This is a genomic window from Pseudogemmobacter sp. TB195, assembly GCF_058313095.1.
This window is the reverse complement of sequence record NZ_JBZEGG010000032.1, coordinates 14,012-36,838: the sequence shown is the minus strand read 5'-3', so window position 1 is coordinate 36,838 and position 22,827 is coordinate 14,012. Positions and strand designations below refer to the sequence as shown.

The window sequence follows — 22,827 nt, the reverse complement described above, 5'->3', positions numbered from 1 at the left end:
GCAGATTTGCCCCCCGCTCACGCGCAAGTAAAGGAGAATTTACCGTAACCAATTCATTTATGTAGGCTTCAACTTTCAGTTGCACACAAGATGAAGTGGCTCCCGCACCTGATCTCTCAGGTCCGAAAGCAATGAGGTCAAGCCAGGGTCAGTGATGCAGTCCCGGCATAGGGGAGGTCAGAAAAGCCGTTCCGCCGCAAGGGAGTTAGAGGACGCGGCTGTCACACGCGCCCGGACGAGGTCGCCGATTCGGCCCTCCGGATCACTGACATGCACCGCCATCAGATGATCGGATTTGCCAACCATTTGCCCCGGGAGGCGACCGGGTTTCTCGTAGAGTACAGAAATCTCGCGCCCGACCATCGCCGCCTGGGCCGCGTGCTGCTGATCCAGGATCAGACGTTGCAGCGCCTGAAGCCTGGCATCCGCCACCGCCGCCTCGACGCCGGGCTTTTCCGCCGCAGGCGTGCCGGGACGCGCGGAATATTTGAACGAAAACGCCGCGCCATAACCAACCCGCGCCACCAGATCCATCGTATCGGCGAAATCCTGGTCGGTCTCGCCCGGGAAGCCCACGATGAAATCCGAGGTCATCAGAATATCGGGCCGCGCCGCGCGGATCCGGTCGATCAGGCGGAAATACTGGTCGCGCGTATGTTTGCGGTTCATCGCTTTCAGGATGCGGTCCGACCCGGATTGCACCGGCAGATGCAGATAGGGCATCAGCTGCGGCACATCACCATGGGCGGCGATCAGGTCGTCATCCATGTCATTGGGGTGGCTCGTGGTATAGCGGATGCGGTCCAGCCCGTCGATTTCGGCCAGCTCGCGGATCAGCCGGGCGAGGGTCCAGTCTTTCCCCTCTCCTTCGCCATGATAGCCATTGACGTTCTGACCCAGCAGTGTGATCTCGCGCACCCCACGGGCGACCAGCTCGCGCGCCTCGTGCATCAGCCGCGCCGCCGGGCGCGACACTTCGGCGCCCCTGGTATAGGGCACCACGCAAAAGGCGCAGAACTTGTCGCAGCCTTCCTGAACGGTCAGAAATGCCGTCGGGCCGCGATAGCCCTTCCGTTGCGGCAGATGTTCGAACTTATCCTCGACCGGGAAATCGGTATCGACCTGGGCACCGCCCGCCTCAACCATCGCCGGCAGGCGGTGATAGGCCTGCGGGCCGACCACGATATCCACCAGTGGCATGCGGCGGCGGATCTCTGCGCCCTCGGCCTGGGCCACACAGCCCGCCACCCCGATCTTGAGGTCCGGCTTGTCGCGCTTCAGCGGTTTCAGCCGGCCAAGATCGGAATAAAGCTTCTCCGAGGCCTTTTCGCGGATGTGACAGGTGTTGAGCAGCACCATATCGGCGTCATCTGCCTTATCCGTCAGCACATAGCCCTTCGCGCCCATGGCTTCGGCCATGCGCTCGCTGTCATAGACATTCATCTGACAGCCGTAAGTCTTGATGAAGAGCTTCTTCACCGCATCTGCATCGCTGCCCTTTGCAAGGCCGGCATTGCTTTCTGCGGGATCTGTCAGGCTTTCGGGGTTCGACATGGCGTGCCTCCTGGAGCGCGCTTTTACACGCGCCGGCCGCCCGGGGCAACGCCATGCCCGGCAGGGCTGCGACCTGGCCCGCTTTGCGGATTTGTGCGGCCATACACCGCCATGCCTGTCCGGGTAACGTCTTGTCATCGGCGGCGTGATAGCAGAGTCTTATGCGCGGCCGGATGCGGGCCGATACACCACCCGGGCGAGACATGCAGTATAGTTCAATTGGCCAGTTTCTGGAAATGGCAAGACCCGCGCCGGGCAAGGGTCCTGTGGCGCTGATCCTTGCCGAGGACAATTGCGAGACCGCCGCCACGCTGCGCCATCACCTCAGGCTGGGCTTCGGGCGTGTCGTGTTGCTGGCCGGCGAAGAGATTATTCTGCCCCCCGAGCTGGAAGCGCAGATCGACCGGGTCGAAACCGATGCCTTTGCCGAAGACGCGCTTGTCACTGCCGTGAACCTCATCGCTCAGGGGGGGCAGGGCGAATGGATCTACTACTGCTACAACGCCGAATTCCTGTTCTTCCCCTTTTGCGAGACCCGCTCGATCCGTGATCTGACCACCTTCCACAGCGAAGAGCGCCGCAGTGCGATGCTCAGCTATGTGGTTGATCTGTATTCCTGCGATCTGGCCGCCCATCCCAATGCGGTCTCGCTGGACCACGCCCATCTCGACCGCGCCGGCTATTACGCGCTGCCCCGCAAGGATCCCGAGCGCGACTGGGCCGAGAAAGAGCGCCAGATGGATTTCTTTGGCGGGCTGCGCTGGCGGTTCGAAGAGCACGTGCCCTGGGCGCGGCGCAAGATCGACCGCATCTCGCTGTTCCGCGCAACGAAGGGCGTAAAACTCAGGCCGGATTTCACCTTCTCGGATGAGGAGATGAACACCTTTGCCTGCCCCTGGCATCACAATCTCACCACCGCAGTCTGTTCGTTCCGCACCGCCAAAGCGCTGCGCACCAATCCCGGCAGCCGCAACGAGATCCGCAGTTTCCGCTGGCACAGCTCTGAGCCGTTCCGCTGGGACAGCCACCAGCTGATGGATCTGGGCCTGATGGAACCCGGGCAATGGTTCTGACCGCTGCCCGAGCCTTGTTGTCAGCTGCGGGCAAACTTGCCGCAATTGACAGGTTTCGGTCCGCATTTGCCATTCACGGGTGCCGCAATGGCTGTTTTCACGGTTTTCGCGTTATCCATAGCTGCGACAGGATCTTTGTAACGACGAAAGGGGTTCCAGCCCCTAGGCTGTGTTAACAAAAAGGATTTCCCTGCACGGTCGGCTGTGTTTCAAGATCATCTCTACGTGGGAGATGAGCCTGGCACGCAACCTGATGTGCGATGACGAATGGGCATTCTTTGAGGGCTTCATCCGAGCCGTCCGGCATCCGAATGGGCGCAGGCCTGCGGACCATCGACTTGTTCTGGATGGCATTTTCTGGGTCGCGCGGACCGGTGCGCCCTGGCGGGACCTGCCAGAGGAGTTTGGCAAGTGGTCATCTGTCTGCCGGCAGTTCCGGCGCTGGACGCTCGCCGGGCTGTAGGAGGACATCCTGGATGCGCTGAACCACGCCAAGCTCGCGCCCGACAAGCTCCAGATGATCGACAGCACTGTGATCAGGGCCCACCACCATGCGGCCGGCGCAAAAGGGGGACTGCTGACAAAAGGCTCCTGGCCGTTCAAGAGGTGGGTTCTCGACCAGGATCCATCGTCCTTCGTCAACGGTGCTGGCCTCCCGATGAGGACCGAGATCACGCCCGGGCAGGATTCAGACTACACGGGCTATGATCTGGTGATGGCCGCCAACCTGCCGCAGCCGGCCGTCCTGGTCGCAGACAGGGGCTACGACTGTGATAAAATTCGGGAAGATATCGAGAGCCGCAACGCCCTGCCAATGATCCCGATGCGAAAGAACCGAAAAGTGCGCAAGGCCGTCGACATGGCCATCTACACACTGCGCAATATGGTCGAACGGTGCTTCAACAAACTCAAGAACAGTCGCCGCCTGGCAACCCGCTACGACAAAACCGCAGACAGTTTCCTCGGCTTCATCGACATCGCCTGCATCAGGCTCTGGCTTCGCCATTTGTCAACGTAACCTAGCACGGTGCACAAGGTAGAGTGATTGCCAATTGCACTCGGGAGGATTGATTCATGGATTTGACGCAGATTGTGTAGGGGTGTCTTACCTTCTGGACAGAGAAGATATGCCAGAAACCCTGACTAAGTGCTTGTAAGGGAAAGCTAAATGATGGTTTCCGGAAGAAAACGCTTCTGGACGACCGTGAAAAAACGCCCAAAAATCGGCGTTTTCACATAACATCGGGCCATCACATGGATAACACTGACCGATCATCCGGATATCATCGCCCAACAAGTGGATAACACTGGCAAAGATGATGAGAGTGGCTGTGCGAGCGCGCGAGGGAAATACCGCTCAGGCTGGGTTATGTTGACAAATGGCGAAGCCAGAGCCTGATGCAGGCGATGTCGATGAAGCCGAGGAAACTGTCTGCGGTTTTGTCGTAGCGGGTTGCCAGGCGGCGACTGTTCTTGAGTTTGTTGAAACACCGTTCGACCATATTGCGCAGTGTGTAGATGGCCATGTCGACGGCCTTGCGCACTTTTCGGTTCTTTCGCATCGGGATCATTGGCAGGGCGTTGCGGCTCTCGATATCTTCCCGAATTTTATCAGAGTCGTAGCCCCTGTCTGCGACCAGGACGGCTGGCTGCGGCAGGTTGGCGGCCATCACCAGATCATAGCCCGTGTAGTCTGAATCCTGCCCGGGCGTGATCTCGGTCCTCATCGGGAGGCCAGCACCGTTGACGAAGGACGATGGATCCTGGTCGAGAACCCACCTCTTGTCAGCAGTCCCCCTTTTACGCCGGCCGCATGGTGGTGGGCCCTGATTACAGTGCTGTCGATCATCTGGAGCTTGTCGGGCGCGAGCTTGGCGTGGTTCAGCGCATCCAGGATGTCCTCCTACAGCCCGGCGAGCGTCCAGCGCCGGAACTGCCGGCAGACAGATGACCACTTGCCAAACTCCTCTGGCAGGTCCCGCCAGGGCGCACCGGTCCGCGCGACCCAGAAAATGCCATCCAGAACAAGTCGATGGTCCGCAGGCCTGCGCCCGTTCGGATGCCGGACGGCTCGGATGAAGCCCTCAAAGAATGCCCATTCGTCGTCGCACATCAGGTTGCGTGCCAGGCTCATCTCCCTTGTAGAGATGAGCTTGAATCACAGCCGACCGTGCAGGGAAATCCTTTTTGTTAACACGGCCTAGGGGCTGTCCTGCGCAAGCCGCCGACACAACCCACGCGATTCCACCCTACCCCGCCCAAGCTGAGTATTTTGTGAGTACCAGGAGAAAAGAATAAGGGGCTAGCCTCACGGCTAACCCCTTGAATTCTATGGCGGACCCAGAGCGATTCGAACGCCCGACCCCCAGATTCGTAGTCTGGTGCTCTATCCAGCTGAGCTATGGGTCCGCTGTGAGGCCGGTATCTAGAGGGCGCGGCGGGGGGATGCAAGAGACAAAATGCAGTCTCATTCGATTTGCTGCGGATCGATGACAAGCGCTACCTTCGGGAGGTGGATCATGAACTCCGTTCCCTCGGAATCGCTGTGCAAAAGCTCGATCCGGCCGCCATGGCCACGCACCAGTTCAGACGAGATCGCGAGCCCGAGCCCGGTGCCGCCCTTACGCACTCCGCCCTGGAAGGCCGCGAAAAGATGCTCGCGCGCCTTTGGCGGCAGGCCCGGGCCAGTGTCGCCCACCCTGATCCACCATTCAGAATCACTTTCTCCGGCGGAAATCTCGATCGTGCCGGCCTGGCCGGTCGCCTCGATCGCCTGACGCGCATTCCGGATCAGGTTCGATATTACGCGGTAAAGCTGCTCACGATCGGCGCGGAGCGACAGATTCGGTGCGATATCTGTAAGCGAGGTCACCAGGGCCGTGGGCTGCAGCTCTTCGCCACTGGACAGCCCCTCACCTTCGATCACCTCATTCACCAGCACGGCCAGCGGAAAACGCGTCAGCTGCGGCGGCGCCTCTTCGGCCTTGCCGAAGGTCAGCGTCGCCTCGCAAAGACTGACCGCGCGGCTGATCGAATTGACCAGTTTCGGCGCCGAGCGTGCCACGACCGGATCGGCGCTGCCTTCGATTCTGTCGGCAAACAGCTGCGCCGTGGTCAGGATGTTCCGCAGGTCATGGCTGATCTTCGCCACCGCGCCGCCAAGCTGCGCCAGCCGCTCCCGCTGTTTCAGCGCGCCGGTCAGCTGACGCTGCATGCTGGCCAGCATCTCTTCGGCCTCGCGCAGCTCCTCGACCCGGGCCGAGGGTTCGATCACCGTACGCGCATCCTCGGGCGCCTCGGCATAGGCCTTCATATGCAGGACCACGCGCCGAATCGGATGCACAATCAGCCGCTGCGCCGCGAGGAACAAAAGCACCGCCATCACTGCCGAGATCAGCGCCGAGAACAGCAGGAGCCGCCAGGCGTAAAGCAACATCGCCTTGCGCAAGGGTTCTTGCGGCATGGTGATCTCGATCAGCTGGCCGCCCTCCTGCACCGGGCTGCCGATCACCCGCACCACGCGATGCTCGGAATCAAAAAGGGTCGCAAGCGCATCGCGGATCAGCTCCCAGGGGCCGGAGAGTCGCAGGTCGTAATCAGCATGGACCGGTTCCGGCACCGGCGAAGACAGCACCAGCTGACGGATATCGTCGCGCCGCAGCACCACGTTATAGACCCCGGCATTGGCAAGCAGTTCCGCCTCAAGTTCGGGCGAGACCCCGCTGTCCGAGGCCAGCTGGGTCAGCACCGCGATCTGCGCCTGACGCAAGCGTTCCAGCAGGAAATCAGCGCGGTAGCGGGCAAGGGAGGGGACAAAAATCAGCACATCGGCCAGAAGGACGAAAATGACGGTCAGCATGAGGAAACGGCCGGACAAGGTCCGTAAAAACCGCCGCCCGCTTTGCCTCTGCGTCACCCCGTCCCTCCTTCGGCCTGGCCTTCCGCGCTGGCCGTCTGTTCTGCCGCCCCGGTTTGCCGCCCGCCGCGGTCCCGCCAGAGGCTTTCGCCCCATTTCGGCGGGCCGTGCGCGGCGGGGATCCGTATGACCCGCCCGTTCCTGAAAATATCTAGCAAATCGCGGGCAGGTTGGACAGTATGGGAAGACCCATGTAAAAGCTGCAAAACCGGGCCAAATCTGCCGGGTTTCCTGTCAGGATACGTTGACTTGGGCGCCGGCTGCCCCTATAGGCCGGGCTTCAGGATCAACGTCCGCGAATCCTGCGCCGTCCAGGCGCCCGTGGGAAAGCTGCGACAGGCATCCGACTGAGATATGGCCGCGAGGCCGCGAGATATGGCCGAAAGGCCTGGAAACAGGCCCCTGGCCACAACAAACGCAGAAGGAATGCCGCAATGAAGCGCACCTATCAACCCTCGAAGCTGGTTCGCGCCCGTCGCCACGGCTTCCGTGCCCGCATGGCCACCAAAGGCGGCCGTCTCGTGCTGGCTGCCCGCCGCGCCAAAGGCCGCAAGGTTCTTTCGGCCTGATCTGCCACCGCCCTGCACCTGCAGGGCCGGAGGAACGGATAATGGCACCGCCGGAGGCAAAGGGTATGAGGCAATTTGCCGGACAGCCCGAAAAGCCTCCGGCGGTTTCCGTTTTGGAACATCCAACTGCCCGCAGATGGGAAGATTCCGTGACGGAATTGCACAAATCAAACAATTCGGCGCTTGTGGTCATCCCGCAGCGCAAGGATTTCCTGAAAGCTGCTTCGGCACGGCGTCAGGGGACATCCTCTTTCCTGCTCCAGGCCCGCGACCGGCGCGATGGTGATCAGGTCACGCGGATCGGCTTCACCGCCTCGAAGAAGATCGGCAATGCCGTGGCGCGCAACCGGGCAAAGCGGCGGATGCGAGAAGTGGCGCGGGCCGTTTTGCCCGAACTCGGTCGTGACGGCTGGGACTACGTTCTGGTTGCCCGCCCGGAGGCAACCCTCGCCCGTGGTTTCAGTGATCTGGTGAGCGATCTGCGCGAGGCTTTCGCCTCGGTTCATCGCGAGCGGGCGCCAAAGCCGCCGCGCGACCCGGCGACCGGGCCGGCACCGCCACCCATGGGAGCAGGGCAATGAGCCCCCTCGCCTTCCTCGTCTCGCTGCCCGTGCGCGGCTACCGGCTGCTGCTGAGCCCCTGGGTCGGGCATGGCTGCCGGTTTCAGCCGACCTGCTCGGCCTATGCGATGGAGGCCCTGTCGCGGCATGGCGGCATTCAGGGCGGCTGGCTGACCGCGCATCGTCTCTGCCGCTGCCATCCCTGGGGTGGCGCGGGGTATGATCCGGTGCCTGGCGCCGACCCGGAATTTGATAAAATGTTGCAAAAGGGAAAATCCGGCGGGAAAAACCCGCCGGTTGAGGGGGTAAAATGATGCATTTTTCTGGCCTCCTCGCCCTTGCCCTTGGCGGAGCCGCCGGCACGGTGCTGCGCCATCTGATCATTTCGCTTTTCGGCGCGCCCTGGGCTGTGGCCGCCATCAATATCGCCGGCAGCTTTCTGATCGGACTGGCCTGGATCCTGCTGAGCCAGCGCCTCCTGCCGGGTCCGGTCGTGATGACCGGCCTTCTGGGCGGTTTCACCACTTTTTCGGCCTTCTCACTCGACACATTGAAACTGGTCGAAGCGGGCCGCATGACCGAAGCCCTGGCCTATGTCGCGGCTTCGGTCTTCCTTTCACTCTTCGCCGTCTTCCTCGGCGTCACTTTAGCGAGGCAGCTTTCATGAGCGGCGTTCAACTGATCCAGGTCACCGAAGATGATGGCGAACAGCGGCTGGACCGCTGGCTGAAAAAGCGTTTTCCGCAACTGACCCAGGGCAATATCGAAAAGATGTGCCGCACCGGTCAGATCCGCATCGAAGGCGGGCGGGCAAAGGCGGCCGACCGGGTGCAGCCGGGCGAGACGATCCGCGTCCCCCCCCTGCCCGCCGCCGAGGCTCCGGTGCGCGAACAGACCAAAGGCGTCTCGGATGCCGATGCAAAGATGATCCAGGCCTGCGTGCTGTGGAAGGACGAGCATATCATCGTGCTGAACAAGCCACCGGGCCTGCCCTCGCAAGGGGGATCAGGCCAGGGTGACCGCCATGTCGACGGGCTGACCGAGGCACTGAAATTCGGCTATAAAGACCGCCCGAAGCTGGTGCACCGGCTGGATAAAGACACTTCAGGGATCCTCTTGCTGGCGCGGACCGACCGCATCGCGCGCGCGCTTTCCGAGGCGCTGCGCCACCGGCTGACCCGCAAGATTTACTGGGCCGTGGTCGCCGGCGTGCCGCATCCGAAACAGGGCTCGATCAAGTTCCACCTGATGAAGGCGCCGGGCCGTGGTCGTGGCGGCGAAGGCGAGAAGATGATCGCCATCCACCCCGCCCAGGCCAAAGACTACCCGGATGCGAAACGCAGCCAGACCGATTATTTCACCCTCTGGTTCCTTGGCACCCGGCTGAGCTGGATGGCGCTGGAGCCGGTGACGGGCCGCACCCATCAGCTGCGCGCCCATATGGCGGAAATCGGCCATCCCATTCTGGGGGATGGAAAATATGGCGGCGGTGATATGGAAAACCAGGGCGATGGCTGGGGCGCGGGCATCGGCGGTGATCTGTCGAAAAAGCTGCATCTCCATGCGCGGTCCATCGGGTTTGAACATCCGATCACCAAAAAAGAGATGCTGTTCCAGGCGCCGCTCCCGGACCATATGAAACGCACCTGGAAGGCGCTGGACTGGAAGGAAGACGACGTCCCCTCTGATCCGTTCAAGACTTTCGGAGGGCGCTGAAATGTCGGCCTGGGCCCCGAAACGGTTCTGGAAAGAGACACGCCTTGCCGAGGCCGATGGTGGCTTTACCGTCCATCTGGACGGGCGCCCGATCCGCACGCCGCAAAAGGCACCGCTGATCGTGCCGACGCGGCCTCTGGCGGAACTGATCGCCACGGAGTGGGAGGCGCAACAGGGCAAGATCGACCCTGAATCGATGCCGGCGACCCGCTCGGCCAATTCGGCGATCGACAAGCTCAGTGAACAGCGCGAGGCCGTGGTGACCATGCTCGCGGCTTACGGCGAGACCGACCTGCTGTGCTACCGCGCCGAGCGCCCGCTTGCCCTTGTTACCCGCCAGGCCGAGGTCTGGAACCCGATCCTCGACTGGGCGGCCGACAGCCTGCAGGCGCCGCTTGCCGTGACCGCCGGCGTCGTGCCGGTGGCGCAGCCTGCGGCAAGTCTCGCCCGGCTGACCGCCGAGGTCGCCGCGCTGGACAATTTCCGCCTCACCGCATTCCACGACCTGGTGGCGATTTCCGGCTCACTGGTGCTTGCGCTGGCGCTGATCTCTGGCCAGATTGACGCCGGGCAAGCCTGGGAGGCTTCGCGTCTCGATGAAAGCTGGCAAAGCGAGCAATGGGGCGTCGATGAAGACGCCGCCGCAACTGAGGTTGTGAAGCGGTCGGCCTTTGAGCTTGCCTGGCGATTCTACGGATTGTGCGGGTAACAATTCAGGCCGATTTCCCGGCAAAGCTGATCTGAGCGGCATTTTTCCGGCGCAAAGCCCGAAAAAACGGCGATTTTCCCGTATTCGACGCTCGCCTATTGACCGATAAGCGACCTTGCTCTGAAAATATGCTCATCGGGCGATCAAAGACCCGAGAGACAGCCTGCGAACAGTCAGGCGACACCCCCGCCGCGGCCCGGCCGATGGCGGCAGCTCAGGAAGAGGTAATTATGAAGAAATCAGCACTCATCGGCGCGCTGGCGGCCAGCACCATGCTCGCGGGCGCTGCCAGTGCGGCCACGCTCGATGATGTTAAGGCCCGCGGCGAGCTGAATTGCGGCGTCAATGTCGGCCTCACCGGCTTTGGCATGGCGGATGCGAATGGCACCTGGGTCGGCTTTGACGTCGATCTGTGCCGCGCGGTTGCCGCTGCCGTGCTTGGCGACCCGACCAAGGTGAAATTTGTCCCCACCACCGGCGAGACGCGCTTTACCGCCCTCGCCTCGGGTGAGGTCGACCTGCTCGTCCGCAACTCGACCGCAACCTTCACCCGTGACGTTGACCTGAAATTCGATTTTGTCGGCATCAATTACTATGACGGCCAGGGCTTCATGGTCAAAAAAGACCTGGGCGTTTCCTCGGCCAAAGAACTCGAAGGCGCCACCGTCTGCATCCAGACCGGGACCACCACCGAGCTGAACCTCGCCGATTTTTTCAAGGCGAATAACATGACCTATACCCCGGTCACGGTTCAGGACGATTCTGAGGCGCAACGCCAGTATCTCGCAGGCGCCTGCGACGCCTATACGACCGACGCCTCGGGCCTGGCGGCGGGCCGTGCAACCATGGCGGATGCGGAAAACCACATCATCCTTCCCGAGATCATCTCGAAAGAGCCGCTCGGGCCGGCCGTGCGTCATGGTGACAATGTCTGGGGCGATATTGTGCGCTGGACCTATAACGCGCTGCTGATCGCCGAAGAGAAAGGCATCACCAAAGCCAATATCGAAGAGGTCGCCGGCTCCTCGACCGACCCCGAAATCCGCCGCCTGCTGGGTCTCGAAGGCGAAATGGGCAAGATGTTCGGCCTCGACAATGACTGGGCCAAACGTGCGATTGCCGCAAACGGCAATTATGGCGAGATTTTTGAAGCCAATCTCGGAACCGGCACCCCGATCGGTCTGGCGCGCGGTCTGAACGCGCTCTGGACACAAGGCGGGCTGCAATACGCCTGGCCGATGCGCTGATCTGCCCCGGGGGCGCGTCTGCAAGACGCGCCCCCACTTCTTTTAGATCAAACAATCAGAACAACCACGACCACGGACTGCCCGACAGCGGCAGTACCATAACCGGCAAAAGCCGGAGGCGGTCGGGCTCAGGGGGAATTCATGGCCTTTGCCACCAGTCGGGCGGAGGCGTCGAAGGGCGGATTCCGCCTTTCGATGCTGATTTATGACACCCGTTTCCGCGCCATCACGCTCCAGGTGATTGCACTTGTTCTCTTCCTGCTCTTCATCGGCTGGCTGACGGATAATGTGATCCGCAACCTCGACGCCAAGGGCAAGGACATCAATTTCGGCTTTCTCTGGGTCCGGGCCGGATATGATATCGAGCAGACCCTGATCCCCTATACCAATGATTCCACCCATGGCCGCGCGGTTATCATCGGGCTTTTGAACACGCTGGTTGTGGCATTCTTCGGCTGTATCCTCGCCACCGTAGTCGGGGTCGCCGTTGGCGTGCTGCGGCTGTCGAACAACTGGCTGATCTCGCGGCTGATGACGGTCTATGTCGAGGTTTGCCGCAATGTGCCGTTGCTTCTGTGGATCCTTCTGACTTTCGTCGTGATCTCCGAGACCATGCCGGCGCCGGCGGCCTTCAAGATCACGCCCGCGATCCTTGAAAGCCGGGCCGCGCTTGAGGGGCTGACGGCCCAGGCCGGTGGCTATGGGCTTGCGGCGCGACTTGCGGGGCTCCAGGTCTCGTCTTTCGCCTTCTTCCTCTGGCTGCTCGCATTTATCGGCATTACCGGCGCGACCTGGCAATATGCCCGCAGCCGGTTTGACGCCGGTAAGGCGGCGCTGATTACAGCCGTTCCGGCGGCTCTGTGGATCATCGCGGCCCTGACCGTATTCAGCCCCTCGCTCTCGCCGGTTCTCGCAGACAGCGAGGCAACCGCCATCGGGCCGACCGAGCCCGCAGCCTCGAAATTCTTCTTCGATTCCATTGCATTGACCAATCGCGGCACCAATATCCCCGCGCCGCTGCTGGACCGCCCGCTCGGCGGGACCGAAATCGCCTCGGTGCCGGTGAACTTCTCGGTGCTGGCGGTGCTTGCAGTGATCATCGTCTCGGCGATCGCAAATCGCTCGGTCACCCGGCGCGCCAACAAACTTCAGGAAGAGACCGGCCGCCGCCCGACGACCTGGTGGATCTCGCTTCTGATCCTCTTCCTGCCGCTGGTCATTTTGCTGACAGCGCTTGGCCTGCACTGGGAGCTGCCGGGCTTTCCGGTGAATGACCAGGGCGTGAGCCAGGGCTTCAACTTCCAGGGCGGCCTCCAAGTGATGCATTCCTTCACCGCCCTCCTCATCGCACTGACGCTCTATACCTCGGCCTTTATCGCCGAGATCGTGCGCGCCGGTATTCAGGCCATCCCGGGCGGACAATCCGAGGCTGCCGCCGCCCTGGGCCTGCGCCCGGGCCGCACGATGAAGCTGGTGATCCTGCCCCAGGCCCTGCGGGTAATCATTCCGCCCCTGATCAGCCAGTATCTGAACCTGACAAAGAACACCTCGCTGGGAATCGCGGTATCCTACCTTGATCTGCGCGGCACGCTGGGCGGCATCACGCTGAACCAGACCGGGCGCGAGCTGGAATGCATGCTCCTGATGATGCTGATTTATCTGACGATCAGCCTGATCATTTCCTCCGGCATGAATGCCTTCAACTCTGCCGTTAAGCTGAAGGAGCGCTGAGATGACCGGGACTTCGCATCTCTGGGTCCGCGAGGAAATGCTGCGCCCCGCACCGCCCCCACTGCGTGAGGCGGGGGCGGTTAAGTGGCTGCGCGAGAACCTGATCTCGTCTCCGGTCAATACGCTTTTGACCTTTGCCGGGCTTCTGGTGGCAATCTGGATGGTCTGGACCGCCTTTCCCTGGTGGTGGCATTCGGTCTGGAACGCCAGTTCACTGGCGGAATGCCGCGAAATCGTCGCGGCGGCGGGCGGCGAAAGCGGCGCCTGCTGGGCGGTGATCAAAGCGCGCTGGCACCAGTTCCTGTTCGGCTTCTTCCCGCCCGATCAATACTGGCGCCCGGTGCTCACCGGCGGGCTGCTCTTTGCCGCGCTGGCGCCGATCCTGTTCTGGAAGAACCGCAAAAGCGCCCATATGGTCGGCCTTGCGGGCATCCTGACCCTTGCCGCCCTCTACGCCATTTCCGCAAACAGCCTCGCCTTTGCCGCGACTGCCGTCATTTTCGCGGTGCTCTGGGTAACAGCGAGCCTGCGCCCGGCGGCACTGATCTGGGTAACCGGGCTTTTCCCCTTTATCGCGATCTGGCTGATCTGGGGCGGGTCGTTCTGGACCCCGGTCACGCAGCTGCTGGCCATTGCGCTTGGCGCCCTGGTGGCGCGGGTCTATTACAACAACCCCAATAAATGGCTGAATGACGCTTTTGCGCTGGTGGTTGCCCTGGCGGCGGCCTGGGTGGCTTCAGTGGTGATCAATTACAGCGATGCCATCTCGACCGATTTCTTTGCGCGGCTGCGCATGGCGACCTTCTGGCAGGGCTTTGGCCAGGGCGGCAATATCCTGGCCATGGCCTTCGGCGCCGTCGTCTCTTTCGTCGTCATGCTTCTGACCGCGGCGATCTGGCTCTTGCTCGCCGTGATGTATGTGATCAGCGCGGTGCTGAACTACAATCTCACCGATCTCGCCCGGCTCTTTGGCTATGAAACTCTGCCCGCCTGGGCGGCGATGATCAGTCTCGGCACGTTGTTTGCCTTCGCGCTTGTCTTTGTCGCGGCACGCAATCGATCCGTCGTGATCGGCATTCTCGCCGGGCTGCTGGCGGGCGGTGGCTGGCTTTTGTACCAGGCGCCGAAGATGGTTTCCTATATGGCAACCGACCTGCCGCTGACGATTGCGCCGGTCGGCTCGAATATGATCGGGGGCTTTCTGCTGGCGCTGATCATCGGGGTCACCGCCATCGCGGCCTCACTGCCTCTCGGCATCATGCTGGCGCTCGGGCGCAGGTCGGACATGTGGCTGATGAAGATGCTCTCGATCGGCTTTATCGAGTTCATCCGGGGGGTGCCGCTGATCACGCTCCTCTTCACCGCATCCCTGCTTCTGCAGTATTTCCTGCCACCGCAGACCAATTTCGACCTGATCCTGCGGGTGATCATCCTCGCCTCGCTCTTCTCGGCCGCCTATCTGGCCGAGGTGATCCGGGGCGGTCTCGCGGCCCTGCCCCGTGGCCAGTATGAGGCCGGCGACAGCCTTGGCATGACCTATTGGCAGGCGCAGCGCCTGATCATCATGCCCCAGGCGCTGAAAATCTCGATCCCGGGAATCGTCTCGACCTTTATCGGGCTCTTCAAGGATACGACCCTGGTCTCCTTCGTCGGTCTTCTCGACCCGCTGCGCGGCGTTACCACCACCGTGCGCGCCGACATCAACTGGAAGGGCATCTATTGGGAGCCCTATATCTTCGTCGGCGCCATCTTCTTCATTATCTGCTTTGGTATGTCACGATACTCTATGTATCTTGAACGCAAGCTGAAGACAGACCATCGCTAAGGACGCATCATGAGCCAGGTACAAAAGATCCCGGACGTCGCGGGCGAAGTCGCGATCGAAATCCGCAAGATGAACAAATGGTACGGCCAGTTCCACGTCTTACGCGATATCGACCTGACGGTGGCGAGCGGCGAGCGGATCGTGATCTGTGGCCCTTCCGGGTCGGGGAAATCAACTATGATCCGCTGCATCAACCGGCTGGAGGAACACCAGTCCGGTCATATCTTCGTCGACGGCACCGAGTTGACCAATGACCTCAAGAATATCGACAAGGTGCGCTCCGAGGTCGGAATGGTGTTCCAGCATTTCAACCTCTTCCCGCATCTGACGGTGCTGGAAAACCTCACCCTTGCGCCGATCTGGGTCCGCAAGATCCCGAAAAAGCAGGCCGAAGAAACCGCGATGCATTTCCTGACAAAGGTGAAAATCCCGGATCAGGCACAGAAATATCCGGGCCAGTTGTCGGGGGGCCAGCAGCAGCGGGTCGCCATCGCGCGGTCTTTGTGCATGCGCCCCAGGATCATGCTCTTTGACGAGCCGACCTCGGCGCTTGACCCCGAGATGATCAAAGAGGTGCTCGACACCATGATCGAGCTCGCCGAAGAGGGCATGACCATGCTTTGCGTCACCCATGAGATGGGCTTTGCCCAGGCTGTGGCAAATCGCGTCGTCTTCATGGATCAGGGTCAGATCGTCGAACAGAATGCGCCGAAAGAGTTCTTCTCGAACCCGCAATCTGAACGTACCAAGCTTTTCCTGAGCCAGATCCTCGGCCACTGACCTGCCTGCAGCTCCCCCTGAAAACCCGCCGTACCCGCTGGCGGGTTTTCGCTTTTGACGTAATCCTGCCTTACAATCACAGGCCCGGCGGCTATCACTGGAAAAACGCTTTCAGAGGAGCATCCATGTCCCGCACCCTTCCCCTCGCCGCCGCCGTCATCGTGCTTGGCAGCCTGCCGGCCCTGGCCGCCCTGCCGCCCTATTTTGACCGGATCGAGCAGATGCAGACCATCCTCGCCAGCGAGGCCGTGGCCGAGCGTCTCGGCGGGCGCCCCATCGACGGGCTTGAATACGAACGCCATGCCGAAGATGGCAGCGTGAAATGGGAAATCGACACTGATGGCTGCGATATCGAGATCTGGCTGGACCCGCAGCCGTTGCCGGAAGGGATGACCGGCAAAGTCACTTATGAGGTCCGCACGCCGGTAGAAGCCTGCGATCACTGAGCCTCGCGCAGAGACTTTGCCCGGGGGTGCACCCCGGGCAAACACCGCCCGGCAGGGGTCAGAATGCGAATTCCGCCACCACCGACCGGTGATCCGAGGGCCAGGGCATCACGACAATATCGCTGCGCGGCCCATCTTCGCCAATGATGGCGGCATCGGTAACCCGCAGCCCATCGCCTTTTGCCAGCAGCTGGTCGATCCGGTCCGGGTGGTCATCCGTGGCAGCCTCGTCGTAACGCGGCGCCCAGGTGAAAGCAGGCTTCACCACTGGATCGGGAAAGACCGCCCGATAGGCATCGGTGAACCCAAGATCGTTCAACCGCTTCGTCGCCGGCCATTCGACCACAGCCGGATGCGTGCCCTGCGCCATCGCAGCCCCGGTCCAGTCAAGCCAGGACGGTTCATTGAAATCACCGGTCACGAACACCGCTGCCGCGCCCTCTGCGGATTTCAGATCCTTCTCCAGCAAATCCATCCCGCTCGCCCGTGTCCGCCGCGCCCAATCCGCCGCCTCTTCCCCCGTGGTCAGGAATGGCGCCGGGCCATATTCAATCCCGAGCAATTGGTAAGGCTGATAGGGTTCATCATCGAGATGGATATTGAAGAGCCAGACCGCCCTTCCCTCCACATCAATCCGGACACCAAGCTCATGCGGGCTGGCCTCGCCAATCGGGTAGCGCGAGATCACCGCATTGGCCCAGAGCGCCGGCGCCCCGCCCTTCTGATCGTGCCAGTGCCAGCCAAGCGCCTGGGCAATTGCCTCAGCCACAGAGGGACCAGTCGCTTCGCAGGATTCGGCACTGCAATCCTCAGGCTCTGCCCGGGTCTCCTGCAGACCCACGATATCCGCGCCTGCGGCACGAATGGCAGCGACCGTCTCAGAGACGTCCTTATCCTCATTCACGCCGCCGCCCCAGATGTTGAAACTCATCACCCGCAACACGGTCTCGGCCGCAGCGGGCAGCGGCAAAAGGGACAGGGGCAATACAGCCAGAATCGAAAGGCGCATGAAGACCTCCGCACAAAAACCAGGCCAGCTTATCCTGGCGCGGAATTATGACGAGGAATAGTCTCTGGTTTCGGCAGATCGCTCTGCGGGGCGCGTCTGCATCAAGAGAGCGCCGGAATTTCCGCTTGCTCCAGATACGCCCGCCGGCGGCTCGGAACAGAAAAAGGCCGCCCCGAAGGGCGGCCTCTGGATCACAAAGCCCGAAGGCTTCAGATCACTTGATGATTTTGGCAACAACGCCTGCACCAACGGTGCGGCCGCCTTCGCGGATTGCGAAGCGCAGTTTCTCTTCCATGGCGATCGGCGCGATCAGTTCGACTTCGAACTTCAGGTTGTCGCCCGGCATCACCATTTCGGTGCCTTCCGGAAGCTTGACCATGCCGGTCACGTCCGTGGTGCGGAAGTAGAATTGCGGGCGGTAGTTCGCGAAGAACGGCGTGTGACGGCCACCCTCTTCCTTGGTGAGGATATAGGCCTCAGCCTCGAAAGTGGTGTGCGGCAGAACCGATTTCGGCTTGCACAGAACCTGACCACGCTCAACGCCGTCACGGTCGACGCCGCGCAGCAGCGCGCCGATATTGTCGCCGGCTTCACCGCGGTCGAGCAGTTTGCGGAACATTTCCACACCGGTGCAGATCGACTTCGAGGTCGGGCGGATGCCGACGATCTCGACTTCGTCACCGACGTTGATCACGCCGCGCTCGATACGACCGGTCACAACCGTGCCACGGCCAGAGATCGAGAACACGTCTTCGATCGGCATCAGGAAGGGCTGGTCAACAGCGCGCTCCGGGGTCGGGATATAGGCGTCGACAGCCGCGATCAGTTCGCGGATCGAGTTCTCGCCGATCTCCGGATTGGTGCCGTTCATCGCAGCCAGAGCCGAGCCTTTGATGATCGGAATATCGTCGCCCGGGTATTCGTAGGACGACAGAAGCTCGCGGATTTCCATCTCGACGAGTTCCAGAAGTTCCGGGTCATCAACCTGGTCGACCTTGTTCATATAGACGACCATGTAGGGGATACCCACCTGGCGGCCGAGCAGGATGTGCTCACGGGTCTGCGGCATCGGGCCGTCAGCTGCGTTCACCACGAGGATCGCGCCGTCCATCTGGGCCGCACCGGTGATCATGTTTTTGACGTAGTCGGCGTGGCCGGGGCAGTCAACATGGGCGTAGTGACGCGACTCCGACTCATACTCAACGTGTGCGGTCGAGATCGTGATGCCGCGGGCGCGCTCTTCCGGAGCACCGTCGATCTGGTCATAGGCTTTGAAGTCACCGAAATATTTGGTGATCGCGGCCGTCAGGGTCGTCTTGCCGTGGTCAACGTGGCCGATCGTGCCGATGTTGACGTGCGGTTTGTTCCGTTCAAACTTTGCCTTTGCCATTTGGCAACTCCTTCAAATTCTTGCTCCGCGAGGGTCGCGGCATTTGGGGGGGTGGAGGGCGTTACCGCCCTCCCGCCGGATCAGGCGTGTTTCTTCTGGATTTCCTGGCTCAGGTTTTCCGGCACAGCGTCATAATGGTGGAATTCCATCGAGAACACCGCGCGGCCCGAAGACATGGAACGCAGGTTGTTGATATAGCCGAACATATTCGCCAGCGGGACCATCGCATTGATCACGTTTGCATTGCCCCGGGTGTCTTGCCCCTGAACCATGCCGCGACGCGAGGTCAGATCGCCGATGATGCCGCCGGTATATTCTTCCGGGGTCACCACTTCGACTTTCATCACCGGCTCAAGCAGTTTCGCGCCGGCTTTCTTCAGACCGTCACGCATTGCTGCACGCGCTGCGATTTCGAAGGCGAGAACCGAGGAGTCGACGTCGTGGAAAGCACCATCGATCAGAGCGACTTTGAAGTCGATCACCGGGAAGCCAGCCAGCGGGCCCGAATCCATGACGGATTTGATGCCTTTTTCGACGCCGGGGATGTATTCCTTCGGAACCGCACCACCAACGATTTTCGACTCGAACGAATAGCCTTCGCCCGGTTCGGTCGGCGTGATCACCAGCTTGACGCGTGCGAACTGACCCGTACCACCGGTCTGCTTCTTATGCGTGTAGTCGATCTCATGCTGCTGCGAGATCGTCTCACGATAAGCCACCTGCGGCGCGCCGATATTCGCCTCGACCTTGAACTCGCGACGCATACGGTCAACGAGGATGTCGAGGTGAAGTTCGCCCATGCCCTTCATGATGGTCTGGCCCGATTCCTGATCGGTCTCAACCCGGAAGGAGGGGTCTTCGGCAGCCAGGCGGGCAAGAGCGATGCCCATCTTTTCCTGGTCAGCCTTGGTCTTCGGCTCGACGGCGATCTCGATAACCGGGACCGGGAAGGTCATGGTTTCCAAAACGACCGGGTTTGCCGGATCGCAAAGCGTATCACCGGTGGTGGTCTCTTTCAGACCGCCAAGCGCGATGATGTCGCCGGCGAAGGCTTCGGTGATTTCCTCACGCTCGATGGCGTGCATCATCATCATCCGGCCAACGCGCTCTTTGCGACCTTTGGTCGAATTGAGCAGGCTGTCGCCTTTTTTCATCACGCCCGAATAGAGACGGGTGAAGGTCAGCGAGCCGACGAAGGGGTCGTTCATGATCTTGAACGCCAGACCCGAGAAGGGCTGGGCATCGTCTGCGACGCGCTGAATGTTGCGGGTCTCGGTCTCGTCGCCCGGTGCGAAGCCCATATAGGGTTTCACGTCCAGCGGCGAAGGCAGATAATCGACAACAGCGTTCAGGAGAGCCTGCACGCCTTTGTTTTTGAACGCAGAACCGCCCAGAACCGGCACGAATGCCATCGCCAGGGTGCCCTTGCGGATCAGCGCGCGCAGCTCGTCCTGCGAAGGCTCTTTGCCTTCGAGGTAAGCTTCCATCGCAGCATCGTCCTGCTCGACGGCGAGCTCGACGAGGGTCGCGCGACGGGTCTCGGCTTCTTTTTTCAGGTCGTCACGGATCGGACGGTGCGCCCAGGATGCGCCGACATCGTCGCCTTCCCAGACCCATTCTTCCATCGTGACGAGGTCAACGATGCCTTCCAGATGGTCTTCGGCACCGATCGGGAACGCGATCGGCGCGGTGGTCGCGCCGGTGCGGTCTTTGATCATGTCGAGGCACTTCTGGAAGTCAGCGCCGATCTTGTCCATCTTGTTGACGAACACGATGCGCGGCACGCCGTAACGGTCGGCCTGACGCCACACCGTTTCGGTTTGCGGCTCCACACCGGCGTTACCGTCGAGAAGGCAGACCGCGCCATCAAGAACCGCCAGCGAACGTTCAACTTCAATGGTGAAGTCAACGTGGCCGGGGGTGTCGATGATGTTGAAGCGGTGCTTCGGCGAGGTCGGAGCGGTGCCGTCGTAGGTCTTTTCCCAGAAGGTGGTGGTGGCAGCCGAGGTGATGGTGATCCCCCGCTCCTGCTCCTGCTCCATCCAGTCCATGGTCGAGGCGCCATCATGCGTCTCGCCCATTTTGTGGTTCTTGCCGGTATAGAAAAGAATACGCTCGGTCGTGGTCGTCTTGCCGGCATCGATGTGGGCCATGATGCCGAAGTTACGATAGAGATTAAGCGGATAGTCGCGTGCCATTTGGCCCCCTTACCAGCGGTAATGGCTGAACGCTTTGTTCGCGTCGGCCATCTTGTGGGTGTCTTCGCGCTTTTTCACGGCAGTGCCGCGGCCATTGACGGCATCGGACAGCTCAGCTGCCAGACGCTCTTCCATGGTGTTCTCGTTGCGCTTACGCGCAGCGATGATCAGCCAGCGGATCGCAAGCGCTTCGCGGCGCTCGGTGCGGACTTCGACCGGAACCTGGTAGGTGGCACCACCAACGCGGCGCGACCGGACTTCGACCGAAGGCTTCACATTGTCGAGCGCTTCGTGGAAGGCTTCGATCGGCGAGCGCTTCAGGCGGCCTTCGACGCGGGTCAGGGCGCCATAGACGATCGACTCGGCGACCGACTTTTTGCCATCCAGCATCAGGTTGTTCATGAATTTGGTCAGAACGCGGTCGCCATATTTGGCGTCCGGGAGAATTTCGCGCTTCTCTGCGGCGTGACGACGGGACATGTCTCTCTACCTCTCCTGGATCACTTCGGACGCTTGGCGCCGTACTTCGAACGACGCTGACGACGGTCTTTGACGCCCTGGGTATCCAGAACACCCCGGAGGATGTGGTAACGGACACCCGGAAGGTCTTTGACGCGGCCGCCGCGGATCAGAACAACGCTGTGCTCTTGCAGGTTGTGCTTTTCGCCGGGGATGTAGGAGATCACCTCGAAGCCGTTCGTCAGACGAACCTTGGCCACTTTCCGCATAGCGGAGTTAGGCTTCTTCGGGGTCGTGGTGTAAACGCGGGTACAAACCCCACGCTTTTGCGGGCAGGATTCCAGGTGCTGGGACTTGGACTTGCTCGGCTTATCTTCCCGGGGTTTCCGGATAAGCTGTTGAATCGTCGGCATTCACGTTCCTCGTTTCGATACTCGCACCCTATGCCTTATGGTGCGCCGCTTCTCGAGTGTATTGCGCGAATCGCAAAACACAAAAACCGCACTCATCCGCCGATAAGGTGGATGACGCGGGTATTTCTGCAGAGGATCGGACGGGGTCCGGCCCTGAATTTCAGGACGCTCTGACCCTGGCGGCACATGGCAGCCCCGCAAGGGTGAGCGGGCTATAGGTGGAATCGTCCCTGGTGTCAACTGCGCCCCCGCCCGTGGCACAGGCGCCCGGGCCACAGGAACCGGGCAGAATTCACCTGTTACGCCGGGCCTCACGCAGGATGGTGAAGACCCCGGAGGCCACGATCAGCGCCGCCCCTGCAAGGGTCACAATATCGGGCAGATGGTCAAAGACCAGCCAGCCGAGCAGCGTCGCCCATAAGAGCTGGCTATACCGCAGGGGCGCCGTCATGCTGACATCTCCGGACTGCAAAGCGCCCACCAGCGAGACGAATGCCATCGTCATGAAGAACCCGCCGACAAGCGCCAGCAGCAGATGGCGCAGGGTCACGGGCTCCCATGGCACAAAGACCGACCAGACGATGCTCAGCGTCAGGACCATGATCGCCGCGCCAAGCCCGACCAGCGCCGCCGGCACATCGCGGCTGATCTGCCGGGTGATCAGATCGCGGCAGACCACGCAGGCCACCGACAGAAGTACCAGAAACGCCCAGGGGTCCAGCCCGTTCTCGCCGGGACGGATCACGATCAGCACCCCGATGAAGCCGATGGCCACTGCAAGCGCGCGACGCCAGCCGACCTTTTCCCCCAGAAACATAGCGGCAGCAGCCGTCGCAGCAAGCGGCACTGATTGCAGGATGGCGGTGACATTGGCCAGCTGCATATGCATCAGAGAGGCGAGGAAGGTCAGCGTCGCCGCCACTTCGCCAAGGCTGCGCAGGATCAGGAATTTGCGGTCCCTCCCCTTCGGCAGATGTGAGAAGGCCCCCGCCCGCCAGGCCAGCAGCGCCAGCATGGCGCAGGCCGGCACACCGCGCACCACCATCGCCTGCGGCAAAGGCATATCGGCCAGCAGGAGCTTGATGATCGTGTCATTGATCGCGAAGGCGAGCATGGCCAGCAACATCAGCGCAATACCGCGCGTCTTCTCACTCACTGGCATGATGTCGGGCGCCTCAATTCTGCTCGCCCTGCCCTCTGTCAGGTTTCAGCGCAGTTTGGAAGGGCAGGAT

23 protein-coding genes, 1 tRNA gene and 1 pseudogene are annotated in these 22,827 nt (G+C 61.5%); 14 read left to right on the top strand and 11 right to left on the bottom strand.

The genetic code is table 11. From position 1 onward, the window contains the following. Positions 1–177: 177 nt before the first annotated feature. Entirely contained in the window at positions 178–1,554 is a 1,377-nt protein-coding gene (gene miaB / locus AC4FS3_RS24875; protein WP_283177244.1) for a tRNA (N6-isopentenyl adenosine(37)-C2)-methylthiotransferase MiaB, read from the bottom strand. A gap of 203 nt (positions 1,555–1,757) precedes the next feature. Here miaB and AC4FS3_RS24870 point away from each other — a divergent pair, with 203 nt between their 5' ends. The 3 genes from AC4FS3_RS24870 (at position 1,758) to AC4FS3_RS24860 (ending at position 3,645) form a co-directional block, all read left to right on the top strand. Beyond that, positions 1,758–2,627: a glycosyltransferase family protein gene (locus AC4FS3_RS24870; RefSeq protein WP_491022747.1), complete on the top strand. Its 870-nt coding sequence runs from the start codon at positions 1,758–1,760 to the stop codon at positions 2,625–2,627. Positions 2,628–2,859: 232 nt separating this feature from the next. Continuing rightward, entirely contained in the window at positions 2,860–3,090 is a 231-nt protein-coding gene (locus tag AC4FS3_RS24865) for a transposase (protein ID WP_491022744.1), read from the top strand. A 54-nt stretch (positions 3,091–3,144) separates the two neighbouring features. Beyond that, positions 3,145–3,645, top strand: a complete 501-nt coding sequence (locus AC4FS3_RS24860) for an IS5 family transposase (protein ID WP_491022746.1) — start codon at positions 3,145–3,147, stop codon at positions 3,643–3,645. 349 nt (positions 3,646–3,994) lie between these two features. Here AC4FS3_RS24860 and AC4FS3_RS24855 read toward each other — a convergent pair whose 3' ends face one another. The 4 genes from AC4FS3_RS24855 to AC4FS3_RS24840 all read right to left on the bottom strand — a co-directional run bounded on the left by AC4FS3_RS24855 (position 3,995) and on the right by AC4FS3_RS24840 (position 6,486). Further along, positions 3,995–4,582, bottom strand: coding sequence for an IS5 family transposase (locus AC4FS3_RS24855; RefSeq protein WP_491022745.1), 588 nt, complete (start codon positions 4,580–4,582; stop codon positions 3,995–3,997). Beyond that, positions 4,531–4,761 carry a transposase gene (locus AC4FS3_RS24850; protein ID WP_491022744.1) on the bottom strand — a complete coding sequence of 77 codons (231 nt, stop codon included), beginning with the start codon at positions 4,759–4,761 and terminating at the stop codon, positions 4,531–4,533. The genes AC4FS3_RS24855 and AC4FS3_RS24850 overlap by 52 nt, the downstream gene beginning before the upstream one ends. Before the next feature lie 198 nt (positions 4,762–4,959). Then, a tRNA-Arg gene (locus AC4FS3_RS24845) sits at positions 4,960–5,036 on the bottom strand. A gap of 58 nt (positions 5,037–5,094) precedes the next feature. Further along, the gene (locus AC4FS3_RS24840) at positions 5,095–6,486 is read right to left on the bottom strand and encodes a sensor histidine kinase (RefSeq protein WP_491022743.1); all 1,392 of its coding nucleotides are present in this window, start codon (positions 6,484–6,486) and stop codon (positions 5,095–5,097) included. 491 nt (positions 6,487–6,977) lie between these two features. Between AC4FS3_RS24840 and rpmH the strand changes: the two genes are divergently transcribed. The 11 genes and pseudogenes from rpmH (at position 6,978) to AC4FS3_RS24785 (ending at position 16,126) form a co-directional block, all read left to right on the top strand. Then, entirely contained in the window at positions 6,978–7,112 is a 135-nt protein-coding gene (rpmH, locus tag AC4FS3_RS24835) for a 50S ribosomal protein L34 (protein WP_092895917.1), read from the top strand. Positions 7,113–7,153: 41 nt separating this feature from the next. Beyond that, positions 7,154–7,693: a ribonuclease P protein component gene (rnpA, locus tag AC4FS3_RS24830; RefSeq protein WP_491022742.1), complete on the top strand. Its 540-nt coding sequence runs from the start codon at positions 7,154–7,156 to the stop codon at positions 7,691–7,693. Next, on the top strand, positions 7,690–7,986 hold the full coding sequence (gene yidD / locus AC4FS3_RS24825) for a membrane protein insertion efficiency factor YidD (RefSeq protein WP_491022741.1): 297 nt from the start codon (positions 7,690–7,692) through the stop codon (positions 7,984–7,986). The genes rnpA and yidD overlap by 4 nt, the downstream gene beginning before the upstream one ends. Next, positions 7,983–8,339, top strand: coding sequence for a fluoride efflux transporter FluC (locus AC4FS3_RS24820; RefSeq protein ID WP_491022740.1), 357 nt, complete (start codon positions 7,983–7,985; stop codon positions 8,337–8,339). The genes yidD and AC4FS3_RS24820 overlap by 4 nt, the downstream gene beginning before the upstream one ends. Further along, a complete protein-coding gene (locus AC4FS3_RS24815; RefSeq protein WP_198838947.1) occupies positions 8,336–9,388 on the top strand; it encodes an RluA family pseudouridine synthase in 1,053 nt (350 codons plus the stop codon). The genes AC4FS3_RS24820 and AC4FS3_RS24815 overlap by 4 nt, the downstream gene beginning before the upstream one ends. A 1-nt stretch (position 9,389) precedes the next feature. Continuing rightward, positions 9,390–10,097 (top strand): ATP12 family chaperone protein, encoded by a 708-nt coding sequence (locus AC4FS3_RS24810; RefSeq protein ID WP_491022739.1) that lies wholly within the window; start codon positions 9,390–9,392, stop codon positions 10,095–10,097. Between the two features lie 230 nt (positions 10,098–10,327). Then, a complete protein-coding gene (locus tag AC4FS3_RS24805; protein WP_491022738.1) occupies positions 10,328–11,344 on the top strand; it encodes an amino acid ABC transporter substrate-binding protein in 1,017 nt (338 codons plus the stop codon). Positions 11,345–11,485: 141 nt separating this feature from the next. Continuing rightward, the gene (locus AC4FS3_RS24800; RefSeq protein WP_491022737.1) at positions 11,486–13,075 is read left to right on the top strand and encodes an amino acid ABC transporter permease; all 1,590 of its coding nucleotides are present in this window, start codon (positions 11,486–11,488) and stop codon (positions 13,073–13,075) included. Between the two features lie 1,180 nt (positions 13,076–14,255). Further along, positions 14,256–14,900: pseudogene (locus AC4FS3_RS24795) on the top strand (amino acid ABC transporter permease); the annotation flags it as partial. Between the two features lie 9 nt (positions 14,901–14,909). Further along, positions 14,910–15,680, top strand: coding sequence for an amino acid ABC transporter ATP-binding protein (locus tag AC4FS3_RS24790; protein ID WP_491022736.1), 771 nt, complete (start codon positions 14,910–14,912; stop codon positions 15,678–15,680). Positions 15,681–15,805: 125 nt separating this feature from the next. Continuing rightward, entirely contained in the window at positions 15,806–16,126 is a 321-nt protein-coding gene (locus AC4FS3_RS24785; protein ID WP_491022735.1) for a hypothetical protein, read from the top strand. 58 nt (positions 16,127–16,184) lie between these two features. Here AC4FS3_RS24785 and AC4FS3_RS24780 read toward each other — a convergent pair whose 3' ends face one another. From AC4FS3_RS24780 to AC4FS3_RS24755, 6 genes are all read right to left on the bottom strand, one after another. Beyond that, positions 16,185–17,135 (bottom strand): endonuclease/exonuclease/phosphatase family protein, encoded by a 951-nt coding sequence (locus tag AC4FS3_RS24780; protein ID WP_491022734.1) that lies wholly within the window; start codon positions 17,133–17,135, stop codon positions 16,185–16,187. Between the two features lie 214 nt (positions 17,136–17,349). Then, positions 17,350–18,525 (bottom strand): elongation factor Tu, encoded by a 1,176-nt coding sequence (tuf, locus tag AC4FS3_RS24775; protein WP_283176081.1) that lies wholly within the window; start codon positions 18,523–18,525, stop codon positions 17,350–17,352. Between the two features lie 80 nt (positions 18,526–18,605). Further along, positions 18,606–20,723 (bottom strand): elongation factor G, encoded by a 2,118-nt coding sequence (fusA, locus tag AC4FS3_RS24770; protein WP_491022733.1) that lies wholly within the window; start codon positions 20,721–20,723, stop codon positions 18,606–18,608. 9 nt (positions 20,724–20,732) lie between these two features. Next, positions 20,733–21,203 (bottom strand): 30S ribosomal protein S7, encoded by a 471-nt coding sequence (gene rpsG, locus AC4FS3_RS24765; protein ID WP_092895891.1) that lies wholly within the window; start codon positions 21,201–21,203, stop codon positions 20,733–20,735. 20 nt (positions 21,204–21,223) lie between these two features. After that, positions 21,224–21,595, bottom strand: coding sequence for a 30S ribosomal protein S12 (rpsL, locus tag AC4FS3_RS24760; protein WP_092895889.1), 372 nt, complete (start codon positions 21,593–21,595; stop codon positions 21,224–21,226). A gap of 292 nt (positions 21,596–21,887) precedes the next feature. Continuing rightward, a complete protein-coding gene (locus tag AC4FS3_RS24755) occupies positions 21,888–22,757 on the bottom strand; it encodes a DMT family transporter (RefSeq protein ID WP_491022732.1) in 870 nt (289 codons plus the stop codon). Positions 22,758–22,827 lie beyond the last annotated feature (70 nt).

Excerpts from the sequence above, each read along its gene's own strand:
- AC4FS3_RS24790 (WP_491022736.1), top strand. The coding sequence starts at position 14,910 with ATGAGCCAGGTACAAAAGATCCCGGACGTCGCGGGCGAAGTCGCGATC.
- tuf (WP_283176081.1), bottom strand. The coding sequence starts at position 18,525 with ATGGCAAAGGCAAAGTTTGAACGGAACAAACCGCACGTCAACATCGGC.
- fusA (WP_491022733.1), bottom strand. The coding sequence starts at position 20,723 with ATGGCACGCGACTATCCGCTTAATCTCTATCGTAACTTCGGCATCATG.
- AC4FS3_RS24840 (WP_491022743.1), bottom strand. The coding sequence starts at position 6,486 with ATGCTGACCGTCATTTTCGTCCTTCTGGCCGATGTGCTGATTTTTGTC.
- AC4FS3_RS24780 (WP_491022734.1), bottom strand. The coding sequence starts at position 17,135 with ATGCGCCTTTCGATTCTGGCTGTATTGCCCCTGTCCCTTTTGCCGCTG.
- AC4FS3_RS24810 (WP_491022739.1), top strand. The coding sequence starts at position 9,390 with ATGTCGGCCTGGGCCCCGAAACGGTTCTGGAAAGAGACACGCCTTGCC.
- AC4FS3_RS24755 (WP_491022732.1), bottom strand. The coding sequence starts at position 22,757 with ATGCCAGTGAGTGAGAAGACGCGCGGTATTGCGCTGATGTTGCTGGCC.
- AC4FS3_RS24870 (WP_491022747.1), top strand. The coding sequence starts at position 1,758 with ATGCAGTATAGTTCAATTGGCCAGTTTCTGGAAATGGCAAGACCCGCG.
- AC4FS3_RS24820 (WP_491022740.1), top strand. The coding sequence starts at position 7,983 with ATGATGCATTTTTCTGGCCTCCTCGCCCTTGCCCTTGGCGGAGCCGCC.
- AC4FS3_RS24860 (WP_491022746.1), top strand. The coding sequence starts at position 3,145 with ATGATCGACAGCACTGTGATCAGGGCCCACCACCATGCGGCCGGCGCA.
- miaB (WP_283177244.1), bottom strand. The coding sequence starts at position 1,554 with ATGTCGAACCCCGAAAGCCTGACAGATCCCGCAGAAAGCAATGCCGGC.
- yidD (WP_491022741.1), top strand. The coding sequence starts at position 7,690 with ATGAGCCCCCTCGCCTTCCTCGTCTCGCTGCCCGTGCGCGGCTACCGG.
- rpsG (WP_092895891.1), bottom strand. The coding sequence starts at position 21,203 with ATGTCCCGTCGTCACGCCGCAGAGAAGCGCGAAATTCTCCCGGACGCC.
- AC4FS3_RS24815 (WP_198838947.1), top strand. The coding sequence starts at position 8,336 with ATGAGCGGCGTTCAACTGATCCAGGTCACCGAAGATGATGGCGAACAG.
- AC4FS3_RS24850 (WP_491022744.1), bottom strand. The coding sequence starts at position 4,761 with ATGAGCCTGGCACGCAACCTGATGTGCGACGACGAATGGGCATTCTTT.
- rpmH (WP_092895917.1), top strand. The coding sequence starts at position 6,978 with ATGAAGCGCACCTATCAACCCTCGAAGCTGGTTCGCGCCCGTCGCCAC.
- rnpA (WP_491022742.1), top strand. The coding sequence starts at position 7,154 with ATGGCACCGCCGGAGGCAAAGGGTATGAGGCAATTTGCCGGACAGCCC.
- rpsL (WP_092895889.1), bottom strand. The coding sequence starts at position 21,595 with ATGCCGACGATTCAACAGCTTATCCGGAAACCCCGGGAAGATAAGCCG.
- AC4FS3_RS24865 (WP_491022744.1), top strand. The coding sequence starts at position 2,860 with ATGAGCCTGGCACGCAACCTGATGTGCGATGACGAATGGGCATTCTTT.
- AC4FS3_RS24800 (WP_491022737.1), top strand. The coding sequence starts at position 11,486 with ATGGCCTTTGCCACCAGTCGGGCGGAGGCGTCGAAGGGCGGATTCCGC.
- AC4FS3_RS24785 (WP_491022735.1), top strand. The coding sequence starts at position 15,806 with ATGTCCCGCACCCTTCCCCTCGCCGCCGCCGTCATCGTGCTTGGCAGC.
- AC4FS3_RS24805 (WP_491022738.1), top strand. The coding sequence starts at position 10,328 with ATGAAGAAATCAGCACTCATCGGCGCGCTGGCGGCCAGCACCATGCTC.